This is a genomic window from Aestuariivivens sediminis (assembly GCF_022662105.1).
In the GTDB taxonomy this organism is placed as follows: Bacteria; Bacteroidota; Bacteroidia; order Flavobacteriales; family Flavobacteriaceae; genus Aestuariivivens; species Aestuariivivens sediminis.
Map to the genome: position 1 here is coordinate 554,092 of NZ_JAKMCP010000002.1, position 16,789 is coordinate 570,880.

Annotated in this window: 11 protein-coding genes; 9 read left to right on the forward strand and 2 right to left on the reverse strand. The window is 35.5% G+C overall.

From position 1 onward, the window contains the following. Position 1: 1 nt before the first annotated feature. The 9 genes from MR054_RS06760 (at position 2) to MR054_RS06800 (ending at position 12,562) form a co-directional block, all read left to right on the forward strand. A complete protein-coding gene (locus MR054_RS06760; protein WP_242157095.1) occupies positions 2–988 on the forward strand; it encodes an NAD-dependent epimerase/dehydratase family protein in 987 nt (328 codons plus the stop codon). After that, positions 978–1,823 (forward strand): MBL fold metallo-hydrolase, encoded by an 846-nt coding sequence (locus tag MR054_RS06765; protein ID WP_242157096.1) that lies wholly within the window; start codon positions 978–980, stop codon positions 1,821–1,823. Before MR054_RS06760 ends, MR054_RS06765 begins: the two co-directional genes overlap by 11 nt. Further along, a complete protein-coding gene (locus tag MR054_RS06770) occupies positions 1,813–3,096 on the forward strand; it encodes a F390 synthetase-related protein (protein WP_242157098.1) in 1,284 nt (427 codons plus the stop codon). Before MR054_RS06765 ends, MR054_RS06770 begins: the two co-directional genes overlap by 11 nt. Beyond that, a complete protein-coding gene (locus MR054_RS06775; RefSeq protein ID WP_242157100.1) occupies positions 3,077–4,069 on the forward strand; it encodes a 3-oxoacyl-[acyl-carrier-protein] synthase III C-terminal domain-containing protein in 993 nt (330 codons plus the stop codon). Before MR054_RS06770 ends, MR054_RS06775 begins: the two co-directional genes overlap by 20 nt. Before the next feature lie 182 nt (positions 4,070–4,251). Then, complete coding sequence (locus MR054_RS06780) at positions 4,252–4,572, forward strand: hypothetical protein (protein ID WP_242083241.1); 321 nt, start codon at positions 4,252–4,254, stop codon at positions 4,570–4,572. 162 nt (positions 4,573–4,734) lie between these two features. Next, positions 4,735–5,820 (forward strand): energy transducer TonB, encoded by a 1,086-nt coding sequence (locus MR054_RS06785; protein ID WP_242157102.1) that lies wholly within the window; start codon positions 4,735–4,737, stop codon positions 5,818–5,820. 595 nt (positions 5,821–6,415) lie between these two features. After that, positions 6,416–9,292, forward strand: a complete 2,877-nt coding sequence (locus MR054_RS06790) for a tetratricopeptide repeat protein (protein ID WP_242157104.1) — start codon at positions 6,416–6,418, stop codon at positions 9,290–9,292. A 204-nt stretch (positions 9,293–9,496) separates the two neighbouring features. After that, positions 9,497–10,072 (forward strand): YybH family protein, encoded by a 576-nt coding sequence (locus tag MR054_RS06795; RefSeq protein WP_242083247.1) that lies wholly within the window; start codon positions 9,497–9,499, stop codon positions 10,070–10,072. Positions 10,073–10,696: 624 nt separating this feature from the next. Further along, positions 10,697–12,562: a heparinase II/III domain-containing protein gene (locus MR054_RS06800; protein WP_242157105.1), complete on the forward strand. Its 1,866-nt coding sequence runs from the start codon at positions 10,697–10,699 to the stop codon at positions 12,560–12,562. 94 nt (positions 12,563–12,656) lie between these two features. On the opposite strand, the gene MR054_RS06805 is transcribed toward MR054_RS06800, so the two are convergent. Continuing rightward, positions 12,657–13,499, reverse strand: a complete 843-nt coding sequence (locus MR054_RS06805; protein WP_242157108.1) for an endonuclease/exonuclease/phosphatase family protein — start codon at positions 13,497–13,499, stop codon at positions 12,657–12,659. Between the two features lie 16 nt (positions 13,500–13,515). Beyond that, positions 13,516–16,695: a GH92 family glycosyl hydrolase gene (locus MR054_RS06810; protein WP_242157109.1), complete on the reverse strand. Its 3,180-nt coding sequence runs from the start codon at positions 16,693–16,695 to the stop codon at positions 13,516–13,518. Between the last annotated feature and the right edge of the window lie 94 nt (positions 16,696–16,789).

Here is a 16,789-nt window from a genome sequence, read left to right on the forward strand (position 1 = left end):
TATGAATGTATTAGTTACAGGAGCAACTGGTTTTTTGGGATGGCGAACTTTAGAGGTTTTGGTTAGAGACCCTGATATAAAGCAAATTTTAGCTACAGGAAGAACAGTAAGACCCACACATAGAATTCATCATGAAAAGGTGACTTACATTACCGGAGATCTTCAGGATAAAACTTTTGTGAAAAGCCTCTTTAAAGATACCAATGCCATTGTTAATGCAGCTGCTCTTTCTTCACCATGGGGTGATGCGCATGTTTTTAATAGCGCTAATGTGAATACTCAGAATAATTTAATCGAAGCCTCAAAAAAGCATAATATTAAGAAGTTTGTTTTTATTTCCAGTCCCAGTGTGTATTTCGAATACAAAGACAAGTATAATGTAAAAGAAGAAGATCCATTACCCAAAAGGTTAGTCAATCAATATGCGGTCACCAAAAGAAAAGCTGAAGTTTTATTGATGAATTCTGGTTTGCCATATATTATACTTAGACCTCGTGCAATTGTTGGTCGTGGGGATACTGTAATAATGCCACGACTAATTAGAGCGTTTGATGAAGGCCGACTAAAAATAATTGGAGATGGAAGAAACGTTGCATCTCTTACCTCGGTAGAAAATATAGCGAATGCCATTTTACTTTCATTAAGGGCTCAAAAACCTGCCATTAATGAAATTTACAACATATCAAATGGAGAGCCTGTTGTTTTATGGGATGCTATTTCTAATGTTTTAAACCAACTCGATAAAAAGGCCCCAACTCAAAAAGTCCCCTTTAGAATTGCTAAATGTTTTGCCCAATTTCTTGAGCTTAAATCTAGGTTGACCAATAAGGCTGAACCGACATTAACAAAATACGGAGTCGGTACATTAGCCATGTCTTTGACTTTGGATATATCAAAAGCACAAAATCTCTTAGGCTACCAGCCAAAAGTTACCACTGGAGAAGCATTAGATGAATTTGTAAAATGGCACAAAGCTCATGGGATATAGTAAACTTTATCTAGGTTATGCAGGATTCTGTTATTCAAGGGAGAATTATGCCATTGCTAATGGTAGGAATCAGGATATTATTTTCAATGCCCTATGGGGGTTGATCGAACATCCTAAAGAAGGGTATATTTTATTTGATACCGGGTACACTGGTCGATTTTACAGCGCTACAAATAATTATCCAAATAAAATCTATAATCAAATTACTAAAGTCCATATCTCACCGGAACAAGAGGTAAAAGCTCAATTGGCAACTAGCGGTATTTCAGCTGATTCAATAAATCATATTTTTATTTCGCATTTCCATGCGGATCATATTGGGGGATTAAGAGATTTTCCAAATGCAATATTTCATGCATCTTCTATTGCTGTGAATCAAATGCAAAAGATTTCCAAATCTTTTGCTTTCACAAAGGGCATCCTTAAAGATTTGATTCCGGATGATTTCATGAACCGATTATCATTGATTGATAAAAAGCTCAAAGTGGAGTTGCCTTTTTTAGGGATTGCCTATGATTTATTCGCAGATGGTTCCTTAAAGGCAGTGCCCCTTCCGGGGCATGCAGCAGGACAAATGGGCTTGCTCCTATCTACAAACAGACAATCCTATTTCTTAATAGCGGATGCCTGTTGGTTAAAAGAGTCATACGTTAAAGGGACATTGCCTTCCCCGATCGTTAGATTGTTTTTTGATTCATGGTCTGATTTTAAATCAAGTTTGAAAAAGGTAATAAACTTTCATAAAAATGAACCCCAAACAATAATAATACCTACTCACTGTGCAGAAACCACAGACCCATTAATTAGGTCTAAAATCGACTTAGATGTACTTTAAAGTTCAAATATTAATTGCCCTTATTGAGTTGAGGATAAATAAATGGTGCTTTAGAAATAGGCTTGACAAACTGCAGGCAAAACGTTGGAATAAACTTCAAAATAAACTATTAGAATCTCCATTCTACAAAGAAAATGTATTAAATAAAACACCATTGCAACAATACCCAATCTTAAATAAATCAGAATTTATGTCCAATTTTGATCTGATAAATACTGTTGGTATAACGTCATATGAAGCCATGAAAGTCGCTGAAAAAGCCGAAAGACTTCGAGATTTCTCACCAACCATCAAAGATATTACCATTGGGTTGTCTTCCGGTACGAGCGGTAACAAAGGTATTTTTATGGTCAGTCAAAAAGAACGAGCCCATTGGGTTGCTTGCGTGCTCGATCGAATAATAGGATTTTCCTTAAAAAAAAGAAGTGTTGCCTTCTTTTTAAGGGCAAACAGCAATCTTTACAGCTCTGTTACTTCAAAGATATTGCGTTTTGAGTTCTTCGACATACTTGGTCCATTGGACAACTATATAGCAAAGCTCAACGCTTTACAACCTTCAATTTTAGTGGGCCAACCGAGTATATTAATTGAGCTTGCTTCCTATGTAAAAAAGGGACTCTTATCTATTTCACCCTCTAAAGTGATATCTGTTGCAGAAGTACTATCACCGGAAGACGCTACATACTTAAAACGTGTTTTTCAACAAACTATCCATCAAGTTTACCAATGCACAGAAGGTCTATTAGCCGTCACTTGCTCTAAAGGTTTCTTACATTTCAATGATGACTTTCTGATCATTGAAAAAAAATACATTGATTCGGAAAAGAAACGGTTTCACCCAATTATAACAGACTTATTGAGGACAACTCAACCTGTCATTCGATATGAATTAAATGACATTATACATGAAAAAACAGATTGCCCATGTGGTAGCAGTTATACAGGAATAGATAAGATCGAGGGCAGGTCTGATGATGTTCTTTCTTTTAAATCGGATCAAAATGAGAAAATTAGGATTTATCCGGATTTCTTTAGACGAGAAATAATCCTTGCTAACTCATCAATTAAAGATTTTACTATCGTGCAAAAAACGGGTTCAATGTTAGAGTTATATATAGAACCGTTTGAATATTATCGTTCAGCAGAAAAGAGGCTTCAAGCATTCTTGAAATCACAGGGTGTTCATGAAATTTTAATTAAACAAACTTTGTCAAAAAACCACACACAAGGAAATAAATTTAGAAGAGTACAAAATGAACAAAAAGAAAATTAAAATAGAAGGGACCGGGGTATACTTTCCAAAGGCTATCACATCGGAAATAATAGAATTGAAATATGGACTCCCCAAAGGCTGGAGCGAAAAATATTCCGGTGTGCAGAACAGACATCATGTTACCCACGAAAGCATTGGCTTTATGGGAGCAAGGGCTGCAGAGGATGCATTGAAAGCGTCGTCCGTTAAGTTGGATGATATTGATATGCTCATCTCTGCAGGTGGAACGTATGATTATCCACTGCCTAATCAATCAAGTCTAATTAAGCATCACCTGACAAATGGTTGTGACCATGATTTCCCGGTAATCGATATTGATTGTACTTGTTTAAGTTTTGTTTCAGGATTAGACCTGGCATCACGAATGCTTGATGGTGAAACTTACAAGAAGATTTTATTAGTATCATCAGAAATAGCCTCTAAAGGACTGAACCCTTCGAACTGGGAAACCTTGACCTTATTTGGAGATGGAGCCGCCGCCGCCGTGCTGTCCTGCGAGCCCACTGGTACTTCATCGATCATTAAAGCTAAACATGTAAACTATTCGGAGGGTGTCTTTCACTCAATAATCGAAGGAGGAGGAAGTGTTAACTATTATGATGACAAGCCATTTAATAAAGAATTTCATTCTTTTAAAATGGACGGCAAGAAACTTCTTCGTTTAGCGAAGACAAAACTAAATCTTTTTGTAAATTCCTTTTTTAGTAACTTAGACTACACCATAGAAGATATCCATATTATTATACCGCATCAGGCTTCACGCATAGGTATGGAGATGTTTAACAAGATGCAACCATCTATTGGTGCAAAGGTTATAACAACGCTTGCTGAAAATGGTAATTGTATTGCCGCTTCAATTCCGATGTCACTTCACTATGCCATTCAACATGAAAAATTAAAAAGAGGGCAGACCTGTTTTTTGATAGGTACTGCAGCTGGTTTTTCAATTGGAGCTTTGCTATTTGAGTATTAAAATCTTGTATTGGTTCGTATTATTTGAAACCTATATTTAGGACGACCATTACTTTTATTGATCTCCTCTTAAATATTTTTATTAAATTCCCATTGAAATTCAAGATATTATTCTTTGACTCCCCTAAAGAAATTATAGTCGCTTGAGTGGTTTGTGTATTAACGCTTTAACTATAATTTCTTATGAAAAAATCATTATTTGCTTTAGGTATTTCTCTATCTTTATTTAGTTGCGATCTAATAAATATATTCAAAGATTTTAAGTCAGGAGTCGCAGATGGGGTTTATGGCGGTTGCAATGGGAGTTTTGCAACGATATATTTGGCCAATAGCTGTGATGGAGTTCCGACTAAAATGGAGATAACAGAAAAAGAAAAAGGACGTTTAACTAAAATTAAGGAGAATTCGACTGTAGATTGTGTTTTTGTAACCGTCAACCCTAAAGATGGCAGTAGCTCTAAAGAAGGATACCTGAAAAACGTAAATATTCTTTGTGGTGTTTAGTATGATTTAAATCCAATTTCAGGATCCCCATTACTTTTTTTGACCGCCGTTTAAATATTTTTATTATCTTTCTTGGGATATTCAATATTATTATTACTGGACTCCCCTATAGAAATTATATTCATTTGAATTGTTTACTGACTTTCAAACTAAAAATTCAATATGAGAAATTTCATCCTTTTTTTTATCTTCCTGTTTTCTGTGAACTTAAGTGTAGCTCAAAAAAATGGTCCTTATCAAGAGAATTACGATAATGGAAATATTAAAGTTTCCGGACATTATGAAAATGGAAAACGTACTGGAGAATGGAAGAATTACTTTGATAATGGACAATTATCTCAGGTGTACAGTTATACCGACGGGAAGGTGAATAAGGAAAGGAAAACTTTCTTTAAAAATGGTGTGTTAAAATTTGAAATAAAAAGGGTTAACAATGTTTTTATAAGTACCCATTATTATAACAGCGGAAATGTTCTTTCTGTGCAACTCCTCGAAAATGGGCTTTATAAGGAGTTTTATGAAAGCGGTAAATTAAAAATTAAAGCGAATTATAGAGACAGGGAATTATTTGGTATTTGGACCAGCTATTTTGAAACCGGAGAGAAAGATTGGGAAGTTGAATATTTTAATGGTTATAAGCAAGGCTTTTATAAACAATATTATAAAAACGAACAATTAAAAACAGAAGGCGTTCATTCAAAAAATAAAAAAGACGGCACAGAAAAAAGGTTTAGTGAGAGCGGATATTTGGAGTGGGAAGGAGCGTACTTGAACGATGTATTACATAAAAAATGGAGAAATTTTGATAAAGAAGGAAGCGTACTTCAAACCTTAATTTTTAATAATGGTAAGCTAAAAAATTCCAGCAATCATTTAAGTTTAGCCGCTACCCTAGTCCCTAATGGTCCAATAGAATCTCCGCCGATTTATCCTGGCTGTGAAAACCTTGGATTCAATGGGAGCAGAAAATGCCTTTCCGATAATATTTCTGCTTTAATGACAACATTTTTTGATGTGACATCAACAAAAAAGCTGGGTCTGATAAAAGGAGCAATGTTTGAGGCTTCTGTTATTTTCAAAGTTAATAAAAAGGGAGAAATAGTCGATGTGCGTGTAAGGGGTTTAACTAACGAACTGGAAATTGAAGCTATACGTGTACTAAAAATGTTGCCAAAATTAGAACCTGGCTTTCAAAGAGGAAGGCCTGTAACAGTTCCGTATTCCTTGCCATTGCGTTTCAAAATTTAAAATAACAAAAAGGTATTCAAGGAATCCTAATAACTAAATTACCCCAACCTTCTTCTTTTTCAACAAAATTAGTGTGCATGGTTTTACCAATGAATTGACTCTGGTTGCCTTGAGTGTGTAGGGTCATTTAAGCATGACATATCATGGTTTTAGAGCGTTTTTAGGATTTTCTGAGGGCTTAATCCCAATCTAAGATATTATCGTTCGTGTATCAGACCTTTTCTTCAAAGGAATGGAGAGGTCTATTTCTCTTGCATTTATTAAAAATACTGTTAGTCGATTATTATTCTTAAATTACACTTGAAATTCAAGATAATATTCTTTAACTCCTTTAAAGAAATTATGGTCTTTTGAATGGTTTTTTTATTACCCTTTAAACTATAATTTCTTATGAAAAAATCATTATTTACTTTAAATATTTCCCATTCTTTATTTCGTTGCGATTTCGAAGGTTTTAAGATAGGAGCCGCAAATGGTGTTCCTGGAAGCAACAGTTGTTTCGTTTGCTGTGATGGGAGATTTGCACATATATTTCCATCCATGAACTAATGGAGTTTATAGTTAAAGGGAAGAATAACTACAAATTAAGCTATAGATGAAAATAGTTTTGACATTCATATTTACAGTGATTTTATTTGGTAATGCCTTGGCTCAAAAAGAAAAGGATTCTTTGTTTATTGCTTGGAATAATTTAAAACTACAAGATTCCGTCAGAATTAACGCCTTGAGCGATTTAATTCAATCCCATTATCTATTTAAAAAAACGGACAGTGCGCTTGTTTTAAGTAAACAAATGCTTGATTTAGCAGAAAAGAAAAAGAATATTAAATTCGAAATAGAAGCCAACACCTTAATTGGTAAGGTTTATTTTGAGCTTAAAAATTTTTCGGCTGGAGAAAAAATGTACAACAAGGGATTGGAACTAGCCAAAAAGAGTAAGGACAGTTTTCTCTATGCCGAGAAACTATTTGATTTAGGATATATGTATTCTAAATACGAAGAGTACACTAATGCCTTTAAAACATTACAAAAATCAGAAAAGTTTTATAGAGAATTAGGAGATGCTCTTAATGAAGGATGGAGTATTGCACATCAAGGTTTTATATACAGGGATTTAGGGGATTATAAAGAGGCTGAAAAATACCATAAAAAACATTTAGAATTAAGCGAAAAGCATAAAATAAAAAAAAGTATTTCTGCAGCCTATGGTAATTTAGGAGAGGTATATCATAAATTGGGAGATCTACCAAAATCAATTGAATACTGGAAAAAAGCCATCAGATTATCAAAAGAAATAAACCTTGAACAATATGCAAATGTTGGAACAGGTAAACTTGTTGAAATATACATCATCGAGAAACAATTTTCTGTAGCAACAAAATATTTAAAGGAATACATAGCTGTTACTGAAAAATTTCCCATCCCAAAATATGAAAAAGATTTTTTGATGAAAATCAAACTGTGGGAATGTCAAATAGCCTATGGATTTAAAAATTACACTAATGCATTAAAAAAATGTGAAGAATGTCTGAAAATCAATAAGGTCAATAAATGGAATCTTGAATCAGGTCTTTTTAAAAGTCTTTATGAAGTAAATAAAAAACTAAATAAGCCCGCAATAGCTCTCGATTATTTTGAAAAATATCTAATAACAGTAGATAACGAAAAAGTAAATAAAGCTAGAACGGAAATACAATCCATTGTTTTTAATAATCAATTAGTTGCAGATAGTATTGCTCAAGCCAAAGAAAAGGAAATATTAAATCTGACATATGAAGAAGGCCTTCGTAAAAAAAATCAAGAAAAGAATCTATTTTTAACCATAGGGTTGTTAGCGCTTTTATCTGCGATAGCATATTTTGTCATCTCTCGAAGAATGGCTGCATCAGAAAGAAAAAGACTTAATGAGATTAACAGCTTGAAAAATGTATTATTCACCAACATTACACATGAATTTAGAACACCCCTTACCGTGATAAAAGGTATGACGGACAACATTAAATCAAACTTAAAAAATAATCACCAAGACGATCTTGAAAATTCATTGGAGATCATTGATCGTAATAGTGATGGTCTAATGCATTTGGTTAATGAAATGCTAGATCTTGCTAAAATTGAAAGTGGTAATATGGGCTTAAATTTAGTTCAGGTTGATATTATCCCTATTACAAAATACCTGACTCAAAGTTTTCATGCACTTGCTGAAGAAAAAGGAATTACTTTTTCCGTTCACAGTGATGTTGAGCATCTTAAAATGGATATAGATGTAAATAAATTTACGACAATTATCACCAATTTATTTTCTAATGCCATAAAATTTACTTCAGAGAATGGTGAAGTAAATGTGCATATAAAAAAGATAGAAGTTCATAAAACTGATTATATCGAAATAAAAGTTATGGATAACGGTTTGGGAATTTCTAAAGAAAAACAATTGCATATTTTTGATAAATTCTATCAAGTCGATAACTCATCATCCAAACTTCAAAAAGGCACTGGCATTGGTTTAGCTTTAGCTAAGGATTTTGTAGAATTAATGAATGGCTCAATAGATGTGGAAAGCAAACTAGGAAAACACAGTGTTTTCAGTATTAAAATTCCTATTACTAATAGCGCAGATCTCATGAATGACCCAGAACTAGTAACAAATTCATCAATAATTAAAATTACCACTCCAACAAACGTATCAGAAAATAATCAATCCATCAATATATATGATGAGAGTCTTCCATTAGTACTTATTATTGAAGATAATCAGGATGTTGCCAACTATATAAAATCATGTTTAATTGAAAACTTCCAAATCTTACATGCTATTAATGGCGCGATTGGTATTGAAATAGCTCTTGAAAAGATCCCAGATATTATTATTAGTGATGTCATGATGCCAGTAAAAGATGGCTTCGAAGTATGCAAACATTTAAAAACTGATATACTCACAGACCACATTCCAATCATTATTCTCACTGCTAAAGCTACTTTCGAAGATAGACTCACCGGACTTAATCATGGTGCAGATGCATATTTAACAAAACCGTTTGATAAAGCGGAGTTATTAACCCGTATAGAGCAGTTAATCCTATTGCGTAAAAAAATGTTGAGCAAATTTGAGAAAACTGGAATAGACAAACTTCTTATTAAAAATATTAAGAATTCAGAGATTAAATTTCTAAATAAGGTTGTCACTATTATCGACGCAAATGTTAATCAAACTCATTTCGGTCCTATTCAATTAGCAAAAAAAATACATTTCAGCGAAGCCCAATTATATCGAAAATTAAAAGCCACAAGCGGAAAATCTACTGCCGTATTTATTCGATCAATACGACTGCAAAAAGGAAGAGAATTAATTCAAACCACAGACAAAACAATCTCAGAAATTGCTTACGATGTAGGATTTAATGACCCCTCATATTTTAGCCGTGCTTTTAAGGATGAATTTGGTCTTTCTCCTAGTGCTATTTCCAAGTAAAATAACATAAACCTTCCTATCCTAAATTCACATTTTCATTATATTATTTGCATATATCTTAAATGATAATACACAAATAGTCCTAGTTTTTGAAGAAATAGTCCAAGCCAATTCTTCAGTAGTTCAATATCATTGTAATATAATATAAACCAGTCGTTTATAATAAAAATACCTGAAGCTATTAATCATTTAATTATTATTATTATGAAAACAAAACTAGTATTAACCGTAATTCTAACTTCCTTTTTATTTTTATACGGATGTTCAGATAATGAGAAAAATGCTGAAGAATCAGGATTGGGTTCTCAAAGTTCAACCTTATCTGGGATCTCCTCTGAATCCGAGAAGTCCAATTCGAATAACAAATCCAATTCCATTGACAATGAATATCTCCAAGCGCAGCAAGAGGTTATAGAAACTTTTGGTGCCATTGCACAAAGTATCATTGATGGAGATATTGATAAACTTATTTCTTTTCACGCATATGGACCAAAATTTACAGAGTTCAATAATGGAACACACAGAGTTGGAAGTGCAGAAAATGAAGCTCATGAACGTGAAGTTTTTGGTGCTGTAACTGAAGTCGAAAGATTTGCGGCTGATGATTTAAAAGTTGCGGTATATTACGGGAATGTAGCTAATGTAACCTTTCATTCAGATTTTATACTGTGGTTCGGAGAGACCCGTGTTGAAGTTCCCAAAAATCAAATAACTTTGTTATTTGTTAAAACCAATGGTGAATGGAAATTGGTTCACGAACATCATTCCCCTTTAAATTAAAGAAAAAAGTTAACCTATAAAGTGATAAAACAACAGGTATGGGTAATACCGGTTTAAAGTAATACTCAACCTGTTTTTACCATTTATTAAGAGAATTGCTGATCAAAAAAAATAGCTAACATATAATGACCGTTTTATTAGTTAGTTTTAGGCAAATTCATACGTAGATGCACAAAATGGTTTTGGACGCAAAATAAGCACCTATTTTACTTGTGCTTTTAAATTAAGCGCGTTAGGAAGTGCAAAATTAATAACGTTAGAAATCCATTGATTTTATCGCTTTTTAAACTTTACTAAGAATATACTTTGAAAAGTATAACAAGAAATCCGTGACTAAATTAATTGGTTACGGATTTTTTATTTTAATATTAAGTACGATTGAAGACCATTTAATTGTTTTTTAAAAGTCTTTTAGAATATCTCCTGTGCTGGCTGATATAGTATAGCCCCGGTCTCATACCTATTAAGATGGTTTTCCTATAGCATTAAATCATGGGGCAAGATACTTAGGTTAATGTAAATCCTATACGGATTCTGACTTCAAGAAGACCCTCCAAATATTAAAAGGTCTACAAAGAGAACATTATAATTTTTAGTAATTTGTAATCCATTTAGACCGTATTTATGAAAAATATACTTCTTCTTTTATTGGTAACCTTTCCGTTATTCCTTTTTGCCCAGCACCCGTTACTTCGCAGAGCACCTAAGGCCATACTTTCGGAGTTAAGAGCAGATCATCCACGCTTAATACTGACAAATGATAGATTGAACGCATTGAAAATTTTGTCGAAATCCGATACCTTATTACAACGCTATGTAGATAATGTAATAACAACAGCAAACAGTTATTTGGAAGCACCCGCTTTAGAGCACAAACTCATTGGTCCGCGTTTGTTGCACGTGAGCAGAGTATGTCGAGCTCGGATATATGCCCTTGGGTTGGCTTACAGATGGACCGGTGATAGCCGATATGCAGAAGCAGCAAAGCAAAATTTATTACAGGTAGTTTCGTTTCAGGATTGGAATATCTCTCACTTTCTGGATGTCGCTGAAATGGCTCATGCCGTTGGCGTAGGTCTAGATTGGCTATATGCGTATTTGAAAGCTGATGAAAGACTAACGATTAAAAAAGGTTTAATAAAACACGCCTTGGAACCTGGTAAGAATGGGCTTTCCGGAGAAGATTTAGGTTATAATGGATGGCCCAAAGACGAACATAATTGGAATCAAGTGTGTAATGGGGGATTGATTATTGGAGCATTGGCCATTGGGGAGTCTGACCCTGAATATGCAGATTTTATTGTCTCCAAGGCCGTGGCTTCTCTTCCATATGCATTGCTTAACTATGGCCCGGATGGCGCTTGGATGGAGGGGCCCGCGTATTGGAATTATGCCACAATGTATACTGCTTATGGGCTAGAAGCCATGCGAACAGCATTGGGTACAGATTTTGGTCTTTCTGAAATTGAGGGGATGGCAGAAACAGGGGATTTTATGATGTATTGTGAAGGTCCGACCGGCTATATGTTCAACTTTGCTGATAGCGCAGAAAGGAATAGTATGGGGTCATCCCCCTGCATGCTTTGGTTAGCAAATAGATATGGTAATGAGTCCTACGCTAATCATGAACATGCTGTTTTGAAATCGATTCCAGCAACACCCGAACATGTCATTTGGTATTATCCGCCTACTGCGTTACGGAAGCCCAAGGAGTTGGTTAAATATTTTGATGGCGATGTGGAAGTGATGATGTTTCGCAGCGAATGGGATAATCCGAATGCGTTATTTCTTGCCATAAAAGCTGGATATAATGCTGTAAATCATGGGCATTTGGATCTTGGTAATTTTGAATTGGACGCCTTGGGTGAGCGTTGGGTTCGTGACTTAGGTAGTGATTATTACAATTTACCAGGATATTTTGATAAAAGAAAACGGGGTGAGCGCTGGCAATACTTCAGAATGCTTTCAGACAGTCATAATGTCCCCATGCTGGGAGATCAAAGTCAGGACGTATTGGGTAATGCCAAATTTATAAAAGTTGCAACAGCATCGGAAACCCCATATGGAATTATTGATTTGAGCACGGCTTATCCTACAGAAGCGTGGCAAGTTAAGCGTGGCGTATTAATGTTAAAAGGGCACAGGGGGATTCTTATTCAGGATGAAATAAAGCCAAAGCATCCTACTCGATTGAAATGGGGGATCACTACCGATGCTCAAATTAATATTTCTGAAAACGGAACATTGGCAATGCTCGAAATCAAAGGGAAGAAACTGAAAGTAAGGCTCTTATCACCGGGTCATGCTCGGTTTACCCAACAATCTGCAGTACAGTTTCCCCCTCAAAAAAGGAATGAAGGGGTGAGTAGGCTAGAAATAACATGGGATGAAATTAATACAGAGACCACCATTTCTGTTCTTTTTGCTCCAGTGTGGATGGATGATACCCAGGTTAGTACTCCCCTGGTAAAACCCTTGCAAGAATGGTAATTTTTAAGCTTCCAAAAGATTTTCACGTCAATATGACAGGATTCGGATTTGTCTCTCGATCCATGAAATAGTAGCGTCCCCTTCAACTGGACCTCTATTTCACTTCCAATAGTGCCCAAACCGGTTTGTGATCCGATAATGGTTTTTCCATTTCAATAATATCCCCATCTAAAACTTTCATTTTTAAGGGATTATACATAATGTGATCGATTACCTCTCCATTACCTTCGTCTTCCGGCGCGAGGGCATTGTAGGTATTGCGCTTTGTACAATCTATTCCCAATTCTTTCCAGTGAACATCCAAATTGATATCCATAAACATTTTATGATAGGCGTTTATGCTATCTTTATTTATTGGAATGAAATTAAAGTCTCCAGCCACCACCGCCAATTCTTTATTTTGACGTTCCTTTAGATAATCAACAAAAGTTTGGACTTTATTCGTGGTTTCATCAATATGGGCCTGGTCTCGCCATCCAAATGGAAAATGTACAGCATAAATAGTAAATTCGATATCGTTAATTTTTGTTTTTACACGGGTAGCGGTATGTAGGGTATCGGCCATTAAAACCTCTTCCGGATTGAATAAGGAGGTACGGCTGGCAATAGTTTTATACTTATCTTCGTGCCCTGCCGTTGAGTATTTCCCTACCACAATGTGATTTAATCCCATCACCGAACCTACCTCTTTTGTCCAATCTCCACCAGGAGCCTCAGAAAAACAAACCACATCAAAATTGTAGCCTTTGAGCGCCTTCCCAATTTCCGCTGCCGAGGCATTTTTGCTGTACTCTACATTGTATGCGGCTAATTTAATTCGGCTGGCATGTTCTGACTCTACTGCTTTTCTGCCTGTTTTTTTCCCGCAAGAGAAAAGTAAGACGGCCAGTAGTAAAAAAAGTGTTGGTCTCATTTCCATAAATTTTTTTGAGTTCATAATTGTGTTTAAATATTCAATCTTTCATAAAAAGCATAAATTCATTAATTTCCTTTGCCGAAAGTGCCTTTTCAAAGATCATCAGCTGATCAATGTAGCCATCAAATACGCGGTCAGGATGGCTTGCATTTCGTCCAATATTCCATGAATGATCCGTAGTTCCGGTAAAATTGATCCCCTCTTCCAAAGGCTTTGTCACCATGAGTTGTCCATCAATATACAGCTTTAAGGACTGGCCGTCACTAACACCGGCCAGATGATGCCAGTTTCTATTCCAGTCTGTTGGTAACAGCGTGTAAGCTTCGCCCCGTTGATATCCGCCAGAATAATAATTTACTTCCGTATTACTTGCCCGTACCTGAATAACGTTCAAATCCCCTTTACTAATAATGTCAGAAAAATTTTTTTCATCCATCGGATAAACCCAAAGCATGATCGTCATGACTTTTCCATTTGCGATTTTATCATATTTAGCATGATTGGGGATTTCAACGAACGCCTCCTTGAAAGCGTTCGTTTTAATTGCCTTTCCAAAAATACCGTCTACCCATTCTACCCCTCCATGAACGATTGCAGGGTTATTTAAATACGAGAAATCTTCTATATAGGCTACGCTAGTGGTATTAAAATCAAAAGCCATTATAGGTTTAATACATTTATTGTAAACCACTTCTTCCGAAAAATCAGGCCCGTATACTAACATGGTTTTAGCCTTTGTTTTTCCTACGCTTATCTGATAGTGCCCTTCCTTAGTAAAACTTGTTACGAACTTTATATTTCTAACCTCTCCTGGTTCCAAATGAAGGGTAAAATGGTCTTTTATTTTTCCGTTTATAAATAATTCAACATGTTCAGTTCCGGGAAAACTCCCGATATTTTTCACCCTTGTTTTTATGTCAACATCAGCATTCAACTTTGCTATAGATGGTAATGGCAGCATTAAACTTTCATAGCTAAATTCAGCCTTTTTATCTGCTTTTATCTCAATAGTTTGAGTGGGCTCCTCGTTAATCCTAATGTTGTATATGCCTGGTTTATAGAATTTTAGAGAAGTTGTTTTTGAGGTGCTCCCCAGACCATCAATAAGAAACCATTTGGTCTCTTTCAAACTGTCGTTGATAAAAATATCTATAGGCACGGAGCCTGCACAGTCGCGTTTATTCTGAATTGAAATAGAAATTTCCACGGGTTCTCCTGCTCCCCGTTTATCTTTTGAAAGTTCCCATTTTTTTATTTTAAAATCCGGTTTTGTTTTGGTTTCTGAAAACGGTAAAGCCGTTTGTTTTATGGTTCTCATTGTTGGGTGTTCACCCATTTCAAATGTTAAGGTACCCCCTGATATAATATCCTGATGACTCAGCCATAGCTTATGGTATTCATTAGCATTCAGGCTTACAGATTGTATATATTTATTTTTCTTAGAAACTTGTTGAGCATAGACAACAAAGGGTTTACCTCCCGAAGGTGAAATGGTAACTTTTTCAAAGATAGGCGCTCCCATAATATATTCCGGGGTTCCCGGGCAAACAGGATAAAAGCCCATCGCGCTAAAAACATACCATGCTGAAAGTGCTCCCAAATCGTCATTTCCGGAAATTCCACCAGGATGACTGCTGTAGTCTAATTCAAGAATATGTCTTACAACTTCCTGCGTTTTCCATGGTTTCCCTGCATAGGAATACAAATAGGCATTATGTAATTGTGGTTCATTGTCATGAACATATTGCCCGGTATGAAAACAAGTATCCAATTGCTTTACAAATTCTTCATTACCCCCAGCCAGATTTATTAAACCCTGAATATCGTGGATACTTGACCAATTGTAAGACCATTTATCGCCTTCACTATAGCCTCCTTTTGCCCAGTCACCTGACACTGTTTTTGCCGTCATAAACTTCGTTTCAGGATTATAAATGTTTTTATAATACCTGCTCTTTTCAATAAGTAGCTTATAATCTGACTCTTTTCCCAGTGCCTTGGCTATTTGTGCCATTGCCCAAAAATTATAAGTGTATTCCATGGTTTTAGTCACCGAGTAACTCTTTTCGGCAGGCACATAATTAAGCGCGTAAAAACTTTCTATATCCCTTCTGCCATACGGTGGAATCATCAGGCTCGCCTGCATGGCCTCATAGGCTTTATCAAAATCAAAATCAATTCCCTTAAAATAACTATCCACCAGAATAGGAACATTATGCACTCCGGTCATGGGTCCAGGATCCATAAGGCCCGCCTTATCATATTGTTCAAGTACGGATTGAACCATATCCCTTTGAATCTCGGAATCGAGCAATGTTAATAGCGGCTGTTTGCACTTATAGGTATCCCAGGGCGATAGATTAGCGTACCGTTTTGGTTCTTTGAAATCTGAAATAATCTGAGGAGCCAGATACGTGTGATAAAGGGCAGTGTAAAACAATTCTTTGTCCGTTTCATTATTCCCTTCAACCATGATACGTTTTAGCTGTTCATGCCATACTTGGCGCGCATCATCTTTTATTACATTAAAATTCCAATTCGGAATTTCAGCAATAAGATTTTTTGCTGCTTTGTCCTTTGATGATAATGAAAATCCAATTTTAACTAAAACTTCAGACGCATTTTCCTTGAGCCTTAAGAGAACGTTGTTCGAGTTGCAATTAATGGTTTCTATGTTCTCATCAAACATCAAAACAAAATGGTAACCATGACTTTTCCCCGTAATTTTACCCTGAGAATCTTGTTGGGCTTCTTCAATATCATGAATTAAAATGGCATTTGATTTTCCTATTTCAAAAGTGAATCTAAAAAAGGCTGCATATACTGTGGCCGTCATTTCTGCCTTAACTGCGTAATCCTCTAAAAACACAGAATAGTACCCTGGTGTTGCTATTTCATTGTCATGTTCAAATGCCGATCCCACAGATGCTTTGCGGTTTAAATTACCTGTGATAGGCATAATCTGAAAATGACCTTTAGAACCATGAGGGTAGCCACTAATATGATTCAGGAGACTGAAAGACCTAATGAAATTTGTGTTATAATGGTAATCCTCCGGGGTCACCTGTACCATTCCAAAGGGAAGAATCGCCCCGGGATAAGTGCCTCCATTTGCTTCCCAAATTGATGGGCGTATTGAATTTTCTGTTCCAATAAAGGGATTTACATAATCAACGGGGTTTTGTGTCCGGGCCACAAGAGACCAGAAGATAATCATGAAAGAAAGAAATTTAGTTTTCATTAAATTAAATCATTATCATGTTCTAAAACATTACTCCTCTATACATCAATTGTCAGCAACACCTCATTCT